Genomic DNA, 19,884 nt, shown 5'->3' with positions numbered 1-19,884 from the left:
TAGTCGAAGCGGTGGTCGACCGAACGTGCCGCTTCGGTTACGGCGTGCCGCCGGCACCGCCCACCCGGGATGCCTGCGCCGGCAGGCCCGGGAACCGGGCCGCGGCGATCTTATCGGTAAAGCCAGAGTTCTCCAGTGCACCGGCCAGCCGGCGACGTAGTTCCCGGCCGACGGCGAACTGACCGTCCGCCGTCGTCTTCACCACCGTGCGGATCACCGCGCCGTCCATCGTCATCTGCTCGACACCCAGCACCTCAGGCGGTTCGATGACCTCCGCGGCCAGGTCCGGGTCCACCGCGACCGATGCGGCTGCGTCCCGGAGCACCGCTGTCGCCTCCTCGGTGCTGGCGAAGCCGATCGGCAGGTCCACCACGACCAGCGCCCAGCCCTGACTCTTGTTGCCGACCCGGATGATCTCTCCGTTGCGGATGTACCAGAGGACTCCGCGCGCGTCGCGTACCGTCGTCACCCGCAGGCCGACCGACTCCACAAAGCCCGTCGCCTCGCCGAAGTCGACCGTGTCCCCGACGCCGTACTGGTCCTCGATCAGCATGAACAGCCCGGCGATCAGGTCCTTCACCAGACTCTGCGCGCCGAAACCCAGGGCCACGCCGACGATGCCGGCGCTGGCGAGCAGTGGCGCCAGGTCGAAGCTGAATTCCTTGAGCACCATCAGCAACGCGATGCCGAAGATAAAGGCCGTGGAGAGGCTGCGTAGTACCGAGCCGATGGCCTCGGTGCGCTGTCGGCGTCGCTCCGGCACGAACTCACCCGGCTGGGTGACCGTGGTGGGGATCCGCTCTCGCAGCGGTCGCAGCATCGTGGGCATGCCCGCACTGCTGGTGCTGCGGACGAGCCGCCTGATGGCTCGGCTGATCAGCCATCGGGCCACCAGGGCCAGTATGAGAATCAGTGCGATCCGGAGTGGCTTGATCAAGATCCAGTAGCTGCCCTCGGCGAACCACACGGCGCCGGTCAGGTCGTGCAGGGCGGCGCAGAGCGGCTCCTGAAGACACTTCGCGTTGGGCTCATCGGTGGCGAGGGAGCCGGCGGTCGCGGCCGAAACAATGGAGGCATCCACCCTGCCTTCGTACCGTAGCCGGCTGCGGTCGCCGCGCGCGGCCCGCCGACGACCGCCAACAGCCTTGGCGCGCAGCGTCGGTGCGGTGACTGCGCACCGTTGCCGGGTGGCCGGGGCCGGGTCGTCGCCAGAAAGCCTCCCGCGGGGTACCCCGGATTAACGCGTGCAATCCCGAGCCTTATCAGGGACGATTGGCGCACGGACGGCGATGATCTGGCGCGACGTCTGACCGGTGGGTCGCTGCGCCCGCTTCCGTCCGGTGGTGCTAGCGAGGGGCGCTGAACCGGAGGGGTGAGCGCGATGCCTGACATACGACCCACAGTGGGCTCCGGCGCGCTGGTCCTCAACGCCACCTACGAGCCCCTGTGCGTCGTGTCGGTCCGACGTGCGGCCATCCTGGTGCTCACCGCCAAGGCTGTCTGCGTCGCCGATGGTGATGGTGTCCTGCACAGTGCCCGCAACTCGCTGCCGGTCCCCTCGGTCGTGCGGCTCACCCGCTTCGTCCGGGTGCCTTTTCGGGCTCACGTCGGGCTGTCCCGGCGGGCGATCTTCGCGCGGGACGGGTGGCGGTGCGCCTACTGCCGGGGCCCGGCGGAGACCATCGATCACGTCCTCCCGCGGAGTCGGGGTGGTCGGCACTCCTGGGAGAACGTGGTGGCGGCGTGCGGCCGGTGCAACCACACCAAGGGTGACAAGACGCCGGCCGAACTTGGCTGGCGGCTCCCCGCCACCCCGATGGCGCCGAGAGGCATCGCGTGGCGGGTCCTCGGGCACCGACCTCCCGACCCGCGTTGGGTCGACTGGCTCGACCTGCGCGAGCCCGAAGCCGCCTGAGCCGCCGCGCGAACCCGGAGCCACCGCGCGAGCCCGGAGTCGGCTGAGCCACCGCGCGAGCCCGAAGCCGCCAGAGCGGCCGCGCCGGTGGCTCAGCCGCTCCGCGCCTCGACCAGGGAGGCGAAGACCACCACATTGTCGGCGTAGCCGGTCTGGCCACCAACCCATTGGCCGCCGCAGGTCACCAGCCGTAGGTTCGGTCGGTCGAAGTCCCCGAACACCTGGTCGGTCGGGAATCGTTCCTTGGCGAACCGCTCCACCGAGTTGACCTCGAAGACCGCGACCTGCCCATCGGTCCGGTCCACCTCGACCCGGTCGCCCGCGCGGAGGTTACGTAGCCCCTGGAAGACCGCCGGGCCGGTGTCGGTGTCCACGTGCCCGACGAGGACCGCCGGACCGTACTGCCCGGGCGTGGGACCCTGGTCGTACCAGCCCGCCTCCTGGGCGCGAGCCGCGTCCGGCGCCGCGATGGTGCCGTCCGGTGCCAGCCCGACGCTGTGCACCGGGGCGGTGACGTCGATGGCATCGATCTCGACGGAGACCGGATCGCTCGCTGGTAGCACCGGGAACTTCTTCGGCGGCGGTCGCAGGCCGGCGGTGAACCGCTCCGGGAGGACGCTGATGCCGGTCACCTGTTCCACCCCGAGCATGGCGATGATCAGCATCATCAGGGCCCCGATGGCCAGTACGGGTATCCCGGGGCTGCGGGAGAACCCCAGCTGCCGCCGGGCCCGTACCCACCGCTGGCGTGGACGTGGGGGCAGTGGCTCGGTGGCCGGGTCGGTGGTGACGACGCTCGCCGCGGACGCCTGCCCGGCGGCCTGGCGTAGCCGGCGGGCGGTTCCGGCGGCCAGCCGGGCAGCGGCCGACACCGCCCGCCGGCCGCCCGCGCGGACCCGTCTGCGGCCCACCGCGCCGGCAGCATCCGCCGCCTGCGGTCGCCTCCGTCTGTCTGCTCGGGCCATGGTGGCGGTCGGGTCAGGCGCCGTTCCCGGTGCGGCGGTTGCCGAAGAAGCCGAAGCCGATGGCCAGCGCCACCGCCACCACGCCCCCGGCCAGAAGGTAGGAGCCGGTGCGACCGACGGCGGTGCCGCCGCCACCGGTCGCCGGGCCCTTCGTCGGCTGGGACATGTTGAGCACTGTCAGTGTCGTGTTGGCCGTCTTGTTGTTTTCGCAGCGCAGGTCAACCCGGTAGTCGCCGGCCTCCTTGTTGCTTGGGATGGTGGCGTGGCCGGTGAGGAAACCGTTGTCCGGTCGGAGGAAGACCTGGCCATCGAAGGCACCTGAGTGCACCGTCGCCTGACGGTTGTTGTCCCGGTCGCAGCTGGCCCGGAGATCGACACGGGTGCCCGCCTGCGCCGGATTCGGTGTGACCTCGATGAACGTGTGCTCGCCGGCGCTGGCAGGTACGCCCCCGAACAGGACGAACGCTGCCACCAGAGCCAGCAAGGCGAGTACGCGACGACCCCGCATGATTCCCCCTCCCGGTGCCGACCACCGGACCCTCCCCGGGTACCGAGGCCTGCTTTCCCCCTGGTTTCCGGGCAAACCCTCGTGGGCGCGCAGCGGCCTTCGGGGCCCGCGGCAGCGGCAGGGGCGAGGACCAGGTCCCGGCCAACCGGCGTGGCACTCAGCGGCGGCGGCGGGGCGGGGTCGGTTCGCTGTCCGCGGAGCCAGCTGGTGTGACCGGACGCCAGCCGAGTGGGGTGGAGAGCACCATCGTGCTGGACGGTTGGCCGTACGGAGCGAGTCGATCAATCACCGCCTCGAACTCCTCGATCGAGCCGGCGGTGACGGTCAGCATGCTGCACGCGTCGCCGGTGATCCGGTGGATCTGCATGATCTCCGGCCAGTCCGTGATCTCCGGGCTGTTGAGGATGCAGCGGGCTCCGTAGCAGGACATGCGGATCAACGCGACCACCGTTCGCCCGGCTCGGGCCGGATCCACGTGTGCGTGGTAGCCGGTGATGACGCCGGATTCCTCCAGCCGCCGTACCCGCTCGGCTACCGCCGGTGGGGAGAGGTGCACCCGTCGGGACAGCTCGCTGTACGACAGCCGGGCGTCGGCCTGCAGTTCACGCAGCAGGGCCCAGTCCATCTCGTCCACACTGGGGAATCTTACGTTCTCCAACCAGATCTGGGGTATTGCCTTCCGTTTGGTAGGTGAACCGCCGGGACAGCCGTTGTCTCGGCATTCCACTGGTGCCGTCCGCCGCGACATCATGACCGCTACCGCAGTACGGCCGGCTCGAGCGGAGGGAGCGGACTGGTGGAACGAACAGAGGTACGGGCGGCCACCCCGACGGAGGTACGGCCGGTAACTGCGCGGCAACGCGCTACGCGAGCGGCCCGCAACGGCGGTGAGCCGACCCTGGAGTTCACCGGGCGGATTCCGTACGACGCCTACGTGCAGGCCAGTACCCTGCACCGGCTGCAGACTCCGCTGAGTAGTGACCCGGGCGAGATGTCCTTCCTCGTGACCAGCCAGATCATGGAGCTGTACTTCAATCTGACCTGTCACGAACTGCGCGAGGCCCAGCGGCTGCTGCGGGCGGACCGGATTCCGGACACCCAGGCGCCGCTGCGTCGTGCCGCCCTGCACCTGGAAGGGCTCAACGCCGCCTGGCGGAGCCTGCGTTGGATGACTCCCGCCGACTTCAACCGGTTCCGTAATCTCCTCGGCGAGGGCTCCGGATTCCAGTCGGCGATGTACCGCCACGTCGAGCTCCTGCTCGGCTTGCGTGATCCGGCCCTGATCCGCCCGTTCCGTCGGCAGGTCGAGGTACATGCCGAACTGACCGCTGCCCTGAACGCCCCCAGCCTCTGGGACGACGTGCTCGCGCTGCTCGCCCGGCACGGTCACGACCTTCCTCCGGAGCTCCTCGGTCGGGACGTCGCCGAGGAACACCAGCCGCATCCGGCGGTGGAGGCGGCCTGGGTGCGGATCTACGCCGGCCGCCCCGACGACCAGTTTCGGCTGCTCGGCGAGGCACTGACCGAGGTGGCCGAGGGGTTCGGCGATTGGCGCTGGAACCACGTCAAGGCAGTGCAGCGGACGATGGGCGCCAAGGTCGGCAGCGGTGGCTCCGCCGGCCTGGCCTGGCTGCAGCGGAGCATGGCCCGGGTGGTCTTCCCGGAGCTGTGGTCAGCCCGGACCGAGATGTGAGCGGGAGCGGAGCGAAGGTATGCACAAGGAAGAGCTGAGCCAGGAGGAGAAGGCGGCGAACCGGTTGGACACCGCTGACCCTGGCCACCGGCACCTGTTCCACGTACCCCCCGCCGACGGTGGCCGTTTCCAGCAGGCGGCCTACCTGGCCGGGAACTCGTTGGGCCTGCAACCCCGGGCAACCAGGGACGAGTTGCTCGCCGATCTGGAGGCGTGGCGCCGGCTCGGGGTGGAGGGACACCTGGAGGCCGGTCGACCGTGGCTGCCCTACCACGAGTTGCTGACCGGGCCGACCGCCCGGCTGGTCGGCGCCCGGCCGGCGGAGGTGGTGGTGATGAACTCCCTCACCGTCAACCTGCACCTGCTGATGGTGAGCTTCTACCGGCCGACCGGCACCCGTACCAGGATTGTCATCGAGGACAGCGCCTTCCCCTCGGACAGCTATGCCGTCCGGAGCCAGGCCCGGTTCCACGGTCTCGACCCGGATACCACGGTGCTGCGCCTGGCTCCCCGTCCCGGTGAGGACACCCTGCGTACGGCCGACGTGCTTGACCTGCTCGCGGCGGAGGGGGACACGATCGCGTTGCTGCTGCTCGGCGGCGTCAACTATCTGACCGGCGAGCTGATGGAGATCCCGGAGATCACCGCCGCCGGTCGGGCGGCCGGTGCGGTGGTCGGCTGGGATCTGGCGCACGCCGCGGGAAACGTGCCACTGGCCCTGCACGGATGGGATGTCGACTTCGCGGCGTGGTGCTCCTACAAGTACCTGAACTCCGGGCCGGGCGGGCTCTCCGGGGTGTTCGTCCACGAGCGCCACCTCGCCGATCCGACGCTGCCCCGGTTCGAGGGCTGGTGGAGTACCGAGGCGGCTACCCGGTTCGAGATGTCGCCGGTTGCCCGACCGCCGGCGACGGCGGAGGCCTGGCAGGTCTCCAACCCGCCGATCTTCGCGATGGGGCCGGTACGTACGTCGCTGGAGCTCTTCGACTCGGTCGGCATGACGGCGTTGCGGGAGCGCAGTGTCCGGCTCACCGGCTATCTGGAGTGGCTGCTGGACCAGGTCACTCCGGGTCGGCCGCTGGCAGTGGTCACCCCGCGTGACCCGGCCCGCCGGGGCGCACAGCTGTCGGTGCGGATCGGCACCGGGAGCGCCGCGGATCTGGCGAAGCGGTTGCGGTTGGAGCACGGGGTTGTCGCAGATGCGCGGGAGCCAGATGTTGTCCGCTTCGCACCGGTGCCGCTTTACTCGACGTACCACGATTGCTGGCGGGTGGCCGACGCGTTGGCCGCCACGGTGGAGGTGCATTGATGAGTACAGAGCGCGCTGAGGTCGCCGTCGTCGGTGCCGGACTCTCCGGCTGCCTGCTCGCTGCCTTCCTGGCCCGGCGGGGCTATCCGGTCGCCCTCTACGAACGCCGCCCCGACCCCCGGGCCGGTCGGGTGGAGCGGGGTCGCTCCATCAACCTGGCGCTCTCCGAACGAGGGCTGGACGCGCTGCGCCGGATCGGCCTGGACGCCCGGGTGCTGGCCGACGCGTTGCCGATGCGGGGGCGGATGATTCATCCGGTGGCCGGCGAGCCACAGTTTCAGGGCTACAGCGCGGCCGGGGACCGGGCGATCAACTCGATCAGTCGGGGGGCGCTGAACAACGCCCTGCTCTCCGCGGCCGCCGCGTTGCCGGGCGTGCGGGTCGCCTTCGACCACCGGTTGGTCGACCTTGACCCAACCACCGGCGAGATGACCTTCGAGACTCCACAGGGGAAGGTCACCGATATCGCGTCGGTGGTCCTGGGCGCGGATGGCGCCGGTTCGGCGGTCCGTGGCCAGCTACTCGGCCACGGCCTGCTGCGGGAGAGTCTGGACTTTCTCGACTACGGCTACAAGGAGCTGACCATTCCGCCGGTGGGCGGGGACTTCGCGCTCGACCCGGAGGCACTGCACATCTGGCCGCGGGGCACCTCGATGATGATCGCGCTGCCAAACCCGGACCGCTCCTTCACCTGTACGCTCTTCTGGCCCACCCACGGCACCGCGAGCTTCGCCTCGCTGGGCAGCCCGGCGGCGATCGAGCAACACTTCGCGCAGCATTACCCGGACCTGCTTCCCCTCGCGCCGAACCTGGTTGACGACTATCTACACAATCCGGTCGGCATCCTCGGCACCGTCCGCTGTGACCCCTGGCAGGCGAACGGGAGAGTCGGGTTGCTCGGCGACGCGGCGCACGCCATCGTGCCGTTCTACGGTCAGGGCGCCAACTGCGCCTTCGAGGACGTGGTGGAACTGGACCGCTGCCTCGACGAGTGTGCCGACGACTGGTCCGCGGCGCTACCGCTGTTCCAACACCGTCGGCAGGTCAACGCCGAGGCGATCGCCCAGATGGCGCTGACCAACTTCGTCGAGATGCGCGACCGCGTCGCCTCGCCGCTGTTCCAGCTCAGCCGACGGGTGGAGCAGACGCTGGAGCGGGCGCTGCCCGGCCGGTACGTGTCCCGGTACGAGTTGGTCTCCTTCTCGACCACCCCGTACGCGCAGGTGCGCAGTCGAGTCCGTCGCCAGCACCAGCTGCTGGGGGTGGCGGTCGGTGGCGCGGCGGCCCTGCTGGCCGGCGTGCTCGGGGCGGCGCTCCGCCGAGGGAGGCGCGGATGACCCGGTGGGATGCGCGCCAGATGACGGGCCGGGCACCGGACGGGCCGGCCCTGCTGCCCAACTTCATCGCTGGTGAGTTCGTTGCCACTGGCCGTCGCTTCACCAAGCACAGCCCGGTCACCGGGGAGCCGCTCTTCGAGGTTGTTGCGGCGGATCAGGCCGGAGTGGACGGCGCGGTGGCCGCCGCCCGTGCCGCGCTGCGCGGCCTCTGGGGCCGGCTCGGCGAACGAGAGCGCGCCGAGGTGCTGCTCCGGGTCGCCGACGAGTTGGAGCGCCGCTTCGATGACCTGGTCACCGCCGAGGTGGCCGACACCGGCAAGCCGATCTCACAGGCCCGGACGCTGGACATCCCGCGCGGCGCGGCCAACTTCCGGGCCTTCGCCGAGATCGCCGCGACCACCCCGACCGAGTCGTTCAGTACCCGCACCCCATCCGGTGGTCGGGCGCTGAACTACGCGTTGCGCAAGCCGGTCGGCGTGGTCGCCGTGATCGTCCCGTGGAACCTGCCGTTGCTCCTGCTCACCTGGAAGGTCGCGCCCGCGTTGGCCTGCGGCAACGCGGTGGTGGTCAAGCCCAGTGAGGAGACACCCGCCTCGGCGACCCTGCTCGCCGAGGTGATGGCCGCTGCCGGCGTGCCCGAGGGCGTCTTCAACGTGGTGCACGGCTTCGGAGCCGGCTCGGCCGGGGAGTTCCTCACCCGGCACCCCGACGTCGACGCGATCACCTTCACCGGCGAGTCGACCACCGGCGGAGCCATCATGCGGGCCGCCGCCGACGGGGTGAAGGCGGTCTCCTTCGAGCTGGGTGGCAAGAACGCCGGGCTGGTCTTCGCCGACGCCGACCTGTCGGCGGCGGTGGAGGGCTCGGTGCGGTCCAGCTTCACCAACGGTGGCCAGGTCTGCCTCTGCACCGAACGCATCTACGTGCAGCGTCCGGTCTTCGCGGAGTTCACCGCCCGGCTGGCCGGGCGGGCCGCCGCGCTGCCGTACGGGTGGCCCGTTGACGAGGCCACGATGAACATGCCGCTGATCTCGCCCACCCACCGGAAGAAGGTGCTCGGCCACTACGAGCTGGCCCGCGCCGACGGGGCGGAGGTCCTCGCCGGCGGGAGTACGCCCCGCTTCGGCGACGCCCGCGACGGCGGCGCGTACATCCAACCGACGGTGCTCACCGGGCTCGGCCCGGATGCGCGGACCAACCGGGAGGAGATCTTCGGCCCGGTCGTGCACGTGGCGCCCTTCGACGACGAGGAGGAGGCGTACGCGTTGGCCAACGGCACCGAGTACGGCCTGGCGGCGGCGGTGTGGACCCGGGACGTGGGCCGGGCCCACCGGGCCGGTGTCCGGTTGGACGCGGGGATCGTCTGGGTCAACACCTGGTATCTGCGTGATCTGCGTACCCCGTTCGGCGGGGTGAAGGCCTCCGGCGTCGGCCGGGAGGGCGGCATTCACTCGCTGGGTTTCTATTCCGAGCTCACCAACGTCTGTGTGGACCTGACATGACTGTCGACTGCGAGACCGCCGCCCGGGAGCTCATCGAGGCTCGGGAGAGCGGCAAACCCTGCCCACCGCTGCGCGGGCGGCTCATCCCGGACGGCGACATTGACTCGGCGTACCTCGTGCAACAGGCGCAGGTGCGCCAGTGGCTGCGGCAGGGGCACCGGCGGGTGGGCGCGAAGATTGGTCTGACCTCTGCAGCGGTGCAGGAGAGCCTCGGCGTCTACCAGCCGGATTTCGGGGTGCTGACCGAGGTCACGGCGGTGCCCGACGGGGTGGAGGTGCCGCCTGGTCGGCTGCTCCAGCCCCGGGTGGAGGCCGAGATCGCGTTCGTACTCGGCGCGGACCTGCCGGACGAGCGGATCACCACCGCCGACCTGACCCGGGCGGTAGATCACCTGTTACCGGCGATCGAGATTGTGGACTCCCGGATCGCCGGCTGGGATATTGCCATCGTGGACACCATCGCGGACAACGCCTCCAGCGGGCTGTTCGTGCTGGGTACCACACCCCGCCGGCTCGCCGATGTGGATCTGCGGCTCGCCGGCATGGTGCTGGAGCAGGCCGGTGAGCCGGTCTCGGTCGGTGCCGCGGCGGCCTGCCTCGGCAACCCGCTGCACGCGCTGGCCTGGCTGGCCCGGACCCTCGCCCGCTCCGGCGATCCGCTGCGGGCGGGCGACGTGGTGCTCTCCGGGGCGCTCGGCCCGCTGGTGCCGGCGACGCCCGGCGCCGCATATGAGGCGCGGATTTCCGGCCTCGGATCGGTACGTACCTGCTTCGCGAAGGAGGTCGAGGAATGAGCGTCGGGGTGGCAGTGCTCGGTTCCGGGAATATCGGGACCGACTTGATGATCAAAGTTTTGCGGCTCAGCGACAGTCTGCAGATGGTCGCCATGGCGGGCATCGACCCGGACTCCGACGGGCTGGCTCGGGCCCGGCGACTCGGCGTCACCACCACCGCCGAGGGGGTGGCGGGGCTCGTGGCGCTACCCGAGTTCGCCAATGTGGCGCTGGTCTTCGACGCCACCTCCGCCGGTGCGCACCGACACCACGACGCCGTGCTGCGCGCCCACGGTCGGACCGTGGTCGACCTGACCCCCGCCGCGGTCGGGCCGTACGTGGTACCCCCGGTCAACCTGGACGAACACCTGCAGGAAGCCAACGTCAACATGGTCACCTGCGGCGGACAGGCGACCGTGCCGATCGTCGCCGCCGTCGCCCGGGTCACCCCGGTCGCGTACGGGGAGATCGTCGCCTCGATCTCCGCGAAGTCGGCCGGGCCGGGCACCCGGGCCAACATCGACGAGTTCACCGATACCACCGCCCGGGCGATCGAGGTGGTTGGCGGTGCCGAGTTGGGCAAGGCCATCATCGTGCTCAACCCGGCTGACCCGCCGCTGCTGATGCGGGACACCGTGTACTGCCTCTGCCCGGAACCGGACGCGGACCGCGCCGCGATCGCCACCGCCATCGCCGACATGGTCCGGGACGTACAGGAGTACGTCCCCGGCTACCGCCTGAAGCAGGATGTGCAGTTCGACCGGGTGGACAGCTACCTACCGGCGCTTGGTCGGCGCCTCACCGCCCTGCAGGTCTCGACGTTCCTGGAGGTCTCCGGGGCCGGGCACTACCTGCCCACGTACGCGGGCAACCTGGACATCATGACCTCGGCCGCGTTGCGTACCGCGGAGCGGCTGATCGCCCGGCGGGCGGTGCCGGCATGACCCAGCTCTACCTCCAGGATGTGACGCTGCGGGACGGGATGCACGCCATCGCGCACCGCTACACCGTTGACCAGGTGCGGACGATCGCCGCCGCGCTCGACGCCGCCGGAATCGCGGCGATCGAGGTGGCGCACGGCGACGGGCTGGCCGGGTCGAGTGTCAACTACGGGCATGGTGCGGCGAGCGACGCGGAGTGGATCGCGGCGGCGGCCGAGGTGCTGACCTCGGCGCGGCTGACCACGCTGCTGGTGCCCGGAATCGGCACCATCGCCGACCTGAGGGCGGCGCGGGACCTCGGCGTCACCAGCGTGCGGATCGCCACCCACTGCACCGAGGCCGACATCTCCGCCCAGCACATCGGTTGGGCCCGGGAGAACGGGATGGACGTCTCCGGGTTCCTGATGATGGCCCACATGAACGACCCGGCCGCGTTGGCGGGGCAAGCCAAGCTGATGGAGTCGTACGGGGCGCACTGCGTCTACGTCACCGACTCCGGCGGTCGGCTGCTGATGTCCGACGTGGCCGAGCGAGTCGACGCCTACCGTCAGGTGCTCGAACCGGAGACGCAGATCGGCATCCACGCCCACCACAACCTCTCGCTCGGGGTGGCGAACAGTGTGGTCGCGGTGGAGCACGGCCGGGTCCTCGGGGATGGGCCGCTGGACGCGCCGGCCGGCCGAACCGTCCGGGTCGACGCCTCCCTCGCCGGGCAGGGTGCGGGCGCGGGCAACGCGCCGCTGGAGGTCTTCGTCGCGGTCGCCGAGTTGCACGGTTGGGAGCACGGCTGCGATGTCTTCGCGTTGATGGACGCGGCCGAGGACGTGGTCCGGCCGTTGCAGGACCGACCGGTACGGGTGGACCGGGAGACGCTCTCGCTGGGCTATGCCGGCGTCTACTCCAGCTTCCTTCGGCACGCCGAGCGGGCGTCCGAACGCTACGGCGTGGACGTCCGCTCGATCCTGGTCGAGCTGGGCCGGCGCCAGATGGTCGGCGGCCAGGAGGACATGATCGTGGATGTGGCGCTGGACCTGGCCGGCAAGGAGGAGACGTGATCGGAGCAGATATCGCCGGGATCGCCGGTCAACTGGCCGCGGCGGCCGACCGGGGTACGGCGATCGGCCAACTCGCCGCCGAGACCGGGCTCGACGTCGACGCCGCGTACGCGGTGCAGGCCGAGTTGGTGCGGCGCCGGCTGGACCGGGGTGAACAGCTGGTGGGCCTCAAGATGGGGCTGACCAGTAAGGCGAAGATGGCCCAGGTCGGTGTGGACGAGGTGATCTGGGGCCGGCTCACCGACCGGATGCGGGTCGCCGACGGCGGGACCGTCTCGGTCGGAGACTTCATCCATCCCCGGGTGGAGCCGGAGGTGGCCTTTCTGCTGGACCGGCAGCCCGAGCCGGGCGAGCCGGTCGCGGAGTTCGCCACCGCGGTCCGCGCGGTCGCCCCGGCCATCGAGCTGATTGACTCCCGGTACGCGGACTTCACCTTCTCCCTGCCGGACGTCATCGCCGACAACACGTCGGCGGGGGCCTTCGTGGTGGGGCCGTGGTGCCCGGTTCCGGACGGCCTGGACAACCTTGGCGTGCTGCTGGAGATCGATGGCCAGGTCGCCCAGGTGGGGTCGACCGCGGCGATCCTGGGTGACCCGCGTCGCGCCTTCGACGAGGGGGTCCGGCTCGCCGGCCAAAATGGGGTTCGGCTCCACCAGGGCTGGGTCTTCCTGGCCGGTGCCGCGACGGCCGCCGTCGCGCTGCGACCTGGCGCGCACGTCCGTGCGGTGGTGGAGAAGCTCGGCGTCGCGTCGCTGCGGGCGGCGGCGTGACCGGCGGGGCGCCGCCGGTGCTGGACCCCGGTGGACGGGCAGCCGCCCGGGTCGTGGCCGGGAAGGCTGTGCCGCGTGGGGCCTTCCCGCACGTCAAGGTGGCCGGCGGCTTCATCTTCGTCTCCGGCACCTCCTCCCGCCGCCCGGACAACACCTTCGCGGGTGTCGCCGTTGACGAGTTCGGCACCACCAACCTCGACATCCGGGCCCAGACCCGGGCGGTGATCGCGAACATCCGGGATCTGCTCGAGCCGGTCGGTGCCGGGTTGGCCGACCTGGTGCAGGTGACCAGCTATCTGGTCAACATGAACGACTTCGGTGGCTACAACGAGGTGTGGGCGGAGTTCTTCGACGCGGGCGGGCCGACCCGGACCACGGTGGCGGTCCACCAGCTACCGCACCCGCACCTGTTGATCGAAATGCAGGCCGTTGCCCTGCGCCCCGAAGGAGGTCCGTTGTGAGCGAGATCGCCGCGCCGTTCAGCTTCCCCGGCTGGATCGTGGACAACCAGCACCTGCTGCAGCCACCGGTGGGCAACAAGGAACTACTCCCCGGCAGTTCCGACTTCATCGTCATGGTCGTCGGTGGGCCGAACCAGCGCACCGACTATCACGTCGAACCGTACGAGGAGTTCTTCTACCAGGTCAAAGGAGACATGCACGTCAACCTGATGCTCCCGGACGGGCCGCAGACGGTGCACATCCGCGAGGGGCAGATGTGGATGCTGCCGCGCGGAGTTCCGCACTCGCCGCAGCGGCCGGAGGCCGGCTCGATCGGTGTGGTGATTGAGCGGGTCCGCGAGGAGGGCACCCTGGAGCGGTTCCGGTGGTACTGCCCCGAGTGCGCCAACCAGGTGCACGAGGTGGAGTTGCAGGTCCGGGACATCGCCGCCGACCTGCCCCCGGTCTTCGCCACCTTCTACGCCGACGAGGCGGCGCGGACCTGTGACCAGTGCGGCACGCTGCATCCGGGCAAGGGCTGATGGGTAGCCCCGTTATTGATGTGCACTCGCACGCCGTACCGCGGGGTTGGCCGGACCTCGCCGCGGCCTGCGGTGGTTCTGGCTGGCCCTGGCTGCGGGTCGACTCCGAGCGCGCTGCGATGATCATGGTCGGCGAGATGGAGTTCCGCCCGGTCGGCGCGGAGTGCTGGGACCCGGCGATCCGATTGGCGGACATGGCCGCCGACGGTGTCGACGTGCAGGTGGTCTCGCCGACGCCCGTCTTCTTCAGCTACGACCGCCCCGCCGCCCAGGCGGCCCGGGTGGCTCGGATCTTCAACGACCGCATGCTGGAGATCACGGCCGCCGGAGACGGCCGGCTGGTGCCGTTTTGCCAGGTGCCGTTGCAGGACCCGGAGGTCGCCAGCGCCGAGCTGGACCGCTGTCTCGCCGCCGGGCACGCCGGGGTGGAGATCGGCAACCACGTCGGCGACCTCGACCTGGACGACAGCGGCATCGTCGAGTTCCTCACCCACTGCGCCGAGGTCGGCGCGCCGGTCTTCGTCCACCCGTGGGACATGCCCGGCGGGCCGCGGCTGGATCGGTGGATGGCGCGGTGGCTCACCGGGATGCCGGCCGAGACCCACCTGTCGGTGCTGGCGATGATCCTTGGCGGGGTCTTCGACCGGGTGCCGGAGACGTTGCGGATCTGCTTCGCGCACGGCGGTGGCAGCTTCCCGTTCTGGCTGGGCCGCGCGGACAATGCCTGGCGCCGTCGTGGAGATCTGGTCCGTGGCGCCTCGACCCGGCCTCCCAGTTCGTACGTGGACCGGTTCTTCGTCGACTCGGTGGTGTTCGAACCGGCGGCGCTGCGGCTGTTGGTCGACACGATCGGCGTCGACCAGGTGCTGCTCGGCAGCGACTATCCGTATCCACTGGGGGAGCGGCCGGTCGGTGCGGTCGTGCATCGCTCCGATTTCCTCACCCCGGACCAACGGGCCGGCCTGCTCGGCGGCAACGCGCTGCGTTTTCTCGCCGCCGGGGCGCAGGGCGAACCCACCGCGGCCGACCCGTACGGCCTGTCGGGGCAGCGGCCTGTTCGGGCAGCGGGCAGGATTACGGCATGACCGAGCCGCACGATCTGACCGCACTGGAGCAGGCTGCCGCGATCGCCAGCGGCGAGCGGACCAGCCGGGAACTGGTCGAGCACCACCTGACCCGGGTGGCAGCGCTCGGGGACACCGTCGGTGCGTTCGTCACCGTGACCCCGGAGCTGGCTCTCGCTGCCGCTGACGCGGCGGACGCCGTTGGGCGCACGGCCCGCGGACCTTTGCACGGTGTGCCCACGGCGATCAAGGACCTGACCCTCACCGCCGGCGTACGCACGACCTTCGGCTCCGCTGCCTTCGCCGACTTCGTACCGCCGGTCGACGCGGACGTGGTCCGCTTCATCCGGGCCGCTGGCCTGGTCAGCCTCGGCAAGACCACCACGTCCGAGCTGGGCTGCTCGCTCTACTCCGAAGGGCGGGTCGCCCCGCCGGCCCGTAACCCGTGGGATCTCGCCTACACCGCCGGCGGCTCGAGCGGTGGTGCGGCGGCCGCGGTGGCGGCCGGCCTCCTTCCGGTGGCCCAGGGCTCCGACGGCGGCGGTTCGCTGCGTATCCCGGCCTCGTTGTGCGGGTTGGTCGGCTACAAGCCCAGCCGGGGGGTGGTCTCCGGCGGTCCGATCGGCTTCGGGGCGTACGGCCTGCCGACCAGCGGCCCGATCGGGCGGACCGTGGCCGACGTGGCCGCGTTGCTCGACGTGTTGGCGCAGCCGGTTCCCGGTGAGCCCTACCTGGCGCCGCCACCGCCGGCCGGGGGTTGGCTGGCGGCGGCCCGGACCGCCACGCCGGGCCGGCTGCGGATCGGCCGCTTCACCACCCCGATGCTCGCCGACGAGCCCGTCCACCCGGACTGTGTCGCCGCCGTGGACCAGGCCGCCGCCCTGTTCACCGCCGCCGGACATGAGGTGGTCGAGGTGCCGCCGCCGTTGACGCCGACGGCATGGCCGCTGTTCGAGACCGTCTGGTACGTGCTCTCGCTCGCCCCGGTGCCGCCCGAGCGAGAGAGTCAGCTACTGCCGTTGACCCGGTTGCTGCGGGACCGCGGGGCGGCGATCTCCGCTGCCAGCCTCACCGCCGCGCTCGGTGAGCTTCAGGCGCAGGTCCGGCTCGGGATCCGCCGGACCGCCGGCTGCGATCTGCTGCTCTGTCCCACCCTCGCCGCACCGCAGGCACCAGTGGGCTGGTTTGCCGACGTTCGTGACCCGGCGGACGACTTTGACCGTCAACGTCGGTTCTCACCGTATTGTGCAATTTTCAACGTCACGGGTGACCCCTCGGTGTCGCTCCCGGTGGGTACCACCGCCGACGGGCTACCGGTCGGGGTCCTCCTCAGCGGCCGGCTGGGCAACGACGCGCAGCTGCTCGCCGCCGCCGCCCAGCTGGAGCAGCTCAGTGGGGGGTGGGATCGCCACCCCGCAATCTGGCGGGCGGTTGGCTCCGCTAACGTGAATACCACAAGCGGAGTCGGGGAATCGTCCACCTGACCGTCCACCCGACCCGGATTCCTGGTCTCTCTTTCGCCTGGGGGCGTTGGGATTGTCTGTAACCGATACGTTGCTGGTCTTCGTCGGAATCCCGGCGGTAGCAGCGCTGGTAATCGCTGGTGTGGCATACGCCGCCAACAGCCGCGGCGCTGGTGGCGGTGGCAAGCGCTACCGCCCCGGCCGGCCCTTCGACTTCACTCCGGTCTGGTTCCTGAGTAGTCCGGAGGCGCTGGCCGACTCGGCGGGCACCGCACTGACCGCCGGCGCCCAGGCGCCCGCGCTGACGGGCCGTAAGCAGGAGCAGGCCGGCCAACAGGCGCCGGCTGGTGGAACCGGAGGCGCAAGTGACCGTTGGTGAGCTGCAGTCGTCGTCCGAGACGGCGGCCCCGCCGGAGCTGGACGGCCCGTTCTCGACCCGCCAGCTGCTCCGCGTCGACGAGGCCATGCGCCTGGCCGACGAGAGCACCGGGCTGACCTTCTCGATTTTCGTCGGTGGCCTCGACGAGCCGGTCCGGGAAGACGCCGAGCGGCGGCACCGCCAGCTCGCCGACCCCGACCGGTCGGTCCTGATCGCGATCTCGCCGAACCAGCGGCAGCTGGAGATCGTCACCGGCCAGCACGCCCGCCGGCGCATCCCGGACACGTACGCGCGGCTCGCCGCGCTGTCGATGGTGGCCGCCTTCGGGGGCGGCGACCTGACCGGTGGCATCGTCACCGGCCTGGACCAACTGGCCAGCCACGCCGGTAAGGGCTGCTGACCCGCGGCAGGCACTCGGCCCGGGGCCGGTGTGGGCGAACGCTCCACACCGACCCCGGGCCGTTGCGTGTCAGCCGCTTCGGGCGTCCCGCGCCCGGGCCTTGAGGGCCCGGACGACGCCGTCGCGGCCCTCGGCGACCAGCCGCCGCAGCGGTGCCGGTTGGCCCGTGCCGGCCAGCCACCCGTCGGTCGCCGCCACGGTCTCCTCCTCCACCAGGTACGCCGGGTACGCCAGCAGGGCGAACTCCTGCGCCGGCTCACTGTCCCGGCTGGCCCAGACCTGCGCGATGGTGGCGAAGTACCGCTCCCGGTAGGGGCGGACCAGCTCGACCTGCGTCGGGTGGGCGAAGCCCCGCAACAGTGCACGGTGCCGCCAGTTCGGCAGCGGCTCCGGGCCGGTCAACCGGGCCCAGACGGCTGCCTTGTTCTCCGCTGTGGGCACGAGCGCGTGCGCCAACGCGGCTTCCCGCTCGCCGCTGGCGGTACGGTCGGAGGCCAGCTCCGCCTCGATGTCGTCGGGGCCGGCCGCGCCGTTGGTCACCAGCGCGGTAAGCACCGACCACCGCAGCTCGGTGTCCATGCGCAGCCCGGCCGGGACCCCGTTCCCCTCCAGCCAGCCACGCAACGCCGCCAGGTCCTCAGCCGACCGAGCGGCGGAGGCGTACGCCCGCGCCCAGGCGAGCTGGAAGCCGCTGCCCGGCTCGGCGGCGGCGAGGGCGGTCTTCGCGGTGCGGGCCAGGTCGGCCCAGCCGCTCGGTGCCCACGTCGGGTCGGCGTAGAAGGTGAGGGCGGTGGTGACCTGCCGCAGGGTGGCGGTGACCAGGTTGATGTCGGTCTCGGTGGGGAGGCCGGCGAGCACCAGCGCCACATAGTCCCGGGCGGCCAGCTCGGCGTCACGGATCATGTCCCACGCGGCAGTCCAGCACAGCGCCCGCGCCAGCGACGACTCGAAGCCGGTGATGTGCTGCACCACGGTGGCCATCGACCGCTCGTCGAGCCGCAGCTTGGTGTAGGTCAGGTCGTCGTCGTTGAGCAGCAGCACGTCCGCGGCGGGAACCCCGGCCAGCTCGGCCAGCTCCGTGGTCTCGCCGACGACGTCGACCTCCAACCGCTCGCGGCGGACCAGCCCGCCGTCGGTGCGGTCGTAGAGGCCGACCCCGATCCGGTGGGTACGCATGGTCGGGTGGTCGGCCGGCGCCTCCTGGCGGACCACGACCCGCTGGTAGTTGCCGTCGGGGCCGATCGTCAGCTCCGGGCGCAGCGTGTTCACCTGTGCGGTCTCCAGCCACTGGGCGGCGAACTTGCGCAGCTCCCGCCCGGAGGCCGCCTCCAGCTCGGATAGCAGGTCGTCGAAGGTGGCGTTACCCCAGGCGTGCTTGCGGAAGTACGACCGGAGCCCGGCCACGAACGGCTCCTCGCCCACGTACGCGACGAGCTGCTTGAGCACGCTCGCGCCCTTGGCGTACGTGATCCCGTCGAAGTTGACCTCGACCGCCTCCAGGTCCGGCATCTCGCAGTAGACCGGGTGGGTGGAGGAGAGCTGGTCCTGTCGGTAACCCCAGTTCTTGCGGACGGAGAGGAAGGTGGTCCACGCCTCGGAGAAGCGGGTCGCGTGGGTGTTGCACCAGTGGCTGGCCCACTCGGCGAACGACTCGTTCAGCCAGAGGTCGTTCCACCAGCGCATGGTGACCAGGTCGCCGAACCACATGTGCGCCAGCTCGTGCAGGATCGTGTTGGCGCGTTGCTCGTACTCGAAGTCGGTGACCTGTGACCGGAAGATGAACAGCGACTCGGCGTGCGTGACACAGCCGAAGTTCTCCATCGCGCCCGCGTTGAAGTCCGGCACCCAGAGCTGGTCGTACTTGGGTAGCGGGTACCGAATGTCGAACTGGGCGTGGAAGAAGTCGAAGCCCTGCTTCGTGACCAGGAAGAGATCGTCGGCGTCCAGGTACTGCGCCATCGAGGCGCGCACGAAGACGCCCAGGTCGATGCCGTCGTGGCTGTCCCGCACCTCGTGGTAGGGCCCGGCGCAGAGCGCGGTGATGTAGGTGCTCATCCGCACCGACTCCACGAAGTGAACCGTCTTGCCACCCTCGCCGGCCGGCTCCTCCCGCTCCACCGGCATGTTGGAGACGACCTTCCAGTGCTCCGGCACGGTGGCGTGCCAGGTGTAGACACTCTTCAGGTCGGGTTGGTCGAAGGCCGCGTAGACCCGTTGCGCGTCCGCCGTCTCGAACTGGCTGTAGAGGTAGGTCTCGCCGTCGACCGGGTCCACCGTGCGGTGTAGCCCCTGGCCACTGTTGGAGTACGCGAAGTCCGCGTCCACCACGAGGGTGTTCTCCGCGGCCAGGTCGGGCAGGGTGAGCCCCGCCTCCGCCGACCAGCCACCCAGCTCCAGCGGGGTGCCGTTCAGGGTGGCCGACCGGACCGAGTTCGCGGCGACCTCGATGAAGGTGCTCGCACCCGGCTCACTGCACCGGAACCGGACCTCGGTCCGGGACCGGAACGTGTCGCCTTCGGCCTGCACGGCGCTCGACAGATCCAGGTTGATGTCGTACCCGGTCACGTCGAGTAGCCGGCTTCGCTCAATGGCCTCCGCCTGCCTCAGGTTGCGCACTCCCGGCACTGTTCGTCTCCATCTCTCGTCTCACCGCACGCTGACCGCGGCGTCGTTGGGCAACCGCTCGTAGCGGTCGCGCGAGTCGAGTCTTACACGCACCCGTGTCGGTGGGTGGGACAGGTCACGGTCTCTTTCCGTGTTGTGCCCGGGAACTTGCGGCGAGGATCGGGGCAGGCGTCGAAAACCGGCGCACCGGTCGTAAAGGGGCT

General features: G+C 70.8%; 20 protein-coding genes. 15 read left to right on the top strand and 5 right to left on the bottom strand.

The features are described 5' to 3' along the window. Window positions 1-37 precede the first annotated feature (37 nt). On the bottom strand, window positions 38-1,081 hold the full coding sequence (locus tag H0524_RS02440) for a mechanosensitive ion channel family protein (protein ID WP_180197205.1): 1,044 nt from the start codon (window positions 1,079-1,081) through the stop codon (window positions 38-40). Between the two features lie 300 nt (window positions 1,082-1,381). Between H0524_RS02440 and H0524_RS02435 the strand changes: the two genes are divergently transcribed. Further along, window positions 1,382-1,915: an HNH endonuclease gene (locus H0524_RS02435; protein ID WP_026322881.1), complete on the top strand. Its 534-nt coding sequence runs from the start codon at window positions 1,382-1,384 to the stop codon at window positions 1,913-1,915. A 92-nt stretch (window positions 1,916-2,007) separates the two neighbouring features. On the opposite strand, the gene H0524_RS02430 is transcribed toward H0524_RS02435, so the two are convergent. The 3 genes from H0524_RS02430 to H0524_RS02420 all read right to left on the bottom strand — a co-directional run bounded on the left by H0524_RS02430 (window position 2,008) and on the right by H0524_RS02420 (window position 4,022). Continuing rightward, complete coding sequence (locus H0524_RS02430; RefSeq protein WP_218941304.1) at window positions 2,008-2,880, bottom strand: class F sortase; 873 nt, start codon at window positions 2,878-2,880, stop codon at window positions 2,008-2,010. A 13-nt stretch (window positions 2,881-2,893) separates the two neighbouring features. Then, window positions 2,894-3,388, bottom strand: coding sequence for a hypothetical protein (locus tag H0524_RS02425; protein WP_180197204.1), 495 nt, complete (start codon window positions 3,386-3,388; stop codon window positions 2,894-2,896). Window positions 3,389-3,545: 157 nt separating this feature from the next. Then, a complete protein-coding gene (locus H0524_RS02420; protein ID WP_180197203.1) occupies window positions 3,546-4,022 on the bottom strand; it encodes an Lrp/AsnC family transcriptional regulator in 477 nt (158 codons plus the stop codon). Between the two features lie 162 nt (window positions 4,023-4,184). On the opposite strand from H0524_RS02420, the gene H0524_RS02415 reads away from it, so the two are divergent. The 14 genes from H0524_RS02415 to H0524_RS02350 all read left to right on the top strand — a co-directional run bounded on the left by H0524_RS02415 (window position 4,185) and on the right by H0524_RS02350 (window position 17,056). Further along, a complete protein-coding gene (locus H0524_RS02415) occupies window positions 4,185-5,081 on the top strand; it encodes a tryptophan 2,3-dioxygenase (protein ID WP_180197202.1) in 897 nt (298 codons plus the stop codon). A 19-nt stretch (window positions 5,082-5,100) separates the two neighbouring features. Beyond that, complete coding sequence (gene kynU / locus H0524_RS02410; protein WP_180197201.1) at window positions 5,101-6,390, top strand: kynureninase; 1,290 nt, start codon at window positions 5,101-5,103, stop codon at window positions 6,388-6,390. Beyond that, window positions 6,390-7,727, top strand: a complete 1,338-nt coding sequence (locus tag H0524_RS02405) for an NAD(P)/FAD-dependent oxidoreductase (RefSeq protein ID WP_180197200.1) — start codon at window positions 6,390-6,392, stop codon at window positions 7,725-7,727. Before kynU ends, H0524_RS02405 begins: the two co-directional genes overlap by 1 nt. A 20-nt stretch (window positions 7,728-7,747) precedes the next feature. After that, window positions 7,748-9,229, top strand: a complete 1,482-nt coding sequence (locus tag H0524_RS02400; RefSeq protein ID WP_180197590.1) for a 2-hydroxymuconic semialdehyde dehydrogenase — start codon at window positions 7,748-7,750, stop codon at window positions 9,227-9,229. Then, window positions 9,226-10,023, top strand: coding sequence for a 2-keto-4-pentenoate hydratase (locus H0524_RS02395; RefSeq protein WP_180197199.1), 798 nt, complete (start codon window positions 9,226-9,228; stop codon window positions 10,021-10,023). Before H0524_RS02400 ends, H0524_RS02395 begins: the two co-directional genes overlap by 4 nt. Continuing rightward, window positions 10,020-10,946, top strand: coding sequence for an acetaldehyde dehydrogenase (acetylating) (locus tag H0524_RS02390; RefSeq protein ID WP_180197198.1), 927 nt, complete (start codon window positions 10,020-10,022; stop codon window positions 10,944-10,946). The genes H0524_RS02395 and H0524_RS02390 overlap by 4 nt, the downstream gene beginning before the upstream one ends. Beyond that, window positions 10,943-11,998, top strand: coding sequence for a 4-hydroxy-2-oxovalerate aldolase (gene dmpG, locus H0524_RS02385; protein ID WP_018216669.1), 1,056 nt, complete (start codon window positions 10,943-10,945; stop codon window positions 11,996-11,998). The genes H0524_RS02390 and dmpG overlap by 4 nt, the downstream gene beginning before the upstream one ends. Further along, on the top strand, window positions 11,995-12,768 hold the full coding sequence (locus H0524_RS02380; protein WP_180197197.1) for a 2-keto-4-pentenoate hydratase: 774 nt from the start codon (window positions 11,995-11,997) through the stop codon (window positions 12,766-12,768). The genes dmpG and H0524_RS02380 overlap by 4 nt, the downstream gene beginning before the upstream one ends. After that, window positions 12,765-13,229, top strand: coding sequence for a RidA family protein (locus H0524_RS02375; protein ID WP_180197196.1), 465 nt, complete (start codon window positions 12,765-12,767; stop codon window positions 13,227-13,229). The genes H0524_RS02380 and H0524_RS02375 overlap by 4 nt, the downstream gene beginning before the upstream one ends. Then, window positions 13,226-13,750, top strand: coding sequence for a 3-hydroxyanthranilate 3,4-dioxygenase (locus tag H0524_RS02370; protein WP_018727829.1), 525 nt, complete (start codon window positions 13,226-13,228; stop codon window positions 13,748-13,750). The genes H0524_RS02375 and H0524_RS02370 overlap by 4 nt, the downstream gene beginning before the upstream one ends. Further along, window positions 13,750-14,835: an amidohydrolase family protein gene (locus H0524_RS02365; protein ID WP_180197195.1), complete on the top strand. Its 1,086-nt coding sequence runs from the start codon at window positions 13,750-13,752 to the stop codon at window positions 14,833-14,835. The genes H0524_RS02370 and H0524_RS02365 overlap by 1 nt, the downstream gene beginning before the upstream one ends. Further along, window positions 14,832-16,298 carry an amidase gene (locus H0524_RS02360; RefSeq protein ID WP_180197194.1) on the top strand — a complete coding sequence of 489 codons (1,467 nt, stop codon included), beginning with the start codon at window positions 14,832-14,834 and terminating at the stop codon, window positions 16,296-16,298. The genes H0524_RS02365 and H0524_RS02360 overlap by 4 nt, the downstream gene beginning before the upstream one ends. Window positions 16,299-16,368: 70 nt before the next feature. After that, on the top strand, window positions 16,369-16,656 hold the full coding sequence (locus tag H0524_RS02355) for a hypothetical protein (RefSeq protein ID WP_018727832.1): 288 nt from the start codon (window positions 16,369-16,371) through the stop codon (window positions 16,654-16,656). Beyond that, window positions 16,643-17,056 (top strand): DUF5130 family protein, encoded by a 414-nt coding sequence (locus H0524_RS02350; protein WP_018216662.1) that lies wholly within the window; start codon window positions 16,643-16,645, stop codon window positions 17,054-17,056. The genes H0524_RS02355 and H0524_RS02350 overlap by 14 nt, the downstream gene beginning before the upstream one ends. 69 nt (window positions 17,057-17,125) lie before the next feature. Here the strand turns inward: H0524_RS02350 and pepN are convergent, their stop codons facing one another. After that, window positions 17,126-19,672: an aminopeptidase N gene (gene pepN, locus H0524_RS02345; protein ID WP_180197193.1), complete on the bottom strand. Its 2,547-nt coding sequence runs from the start codon at window positions 19,670-19,672 to the stop codon at window positions 17,126-17,128. Window positions 19,673-19,884: the final 212 nt, after the last annotated feature.

The sequence above is a fragment of the Salinispora sp. H7-4 genome, from assembly GCF_013416675.1.
In the GTDB taxonomy this organism is placed as follows: domain Bacteria; phylum Actinomycetota; class Actinomycetes; order Mycobacteriales; family Micromonosporaceae; genus Micromonospora; species Micromonospora vitiensis.
The sequence above is the reverse complement of the archived record's forward strand: the minus strand, read 5'-3'. Positions and strand labels throughout refer to the sequence as shown.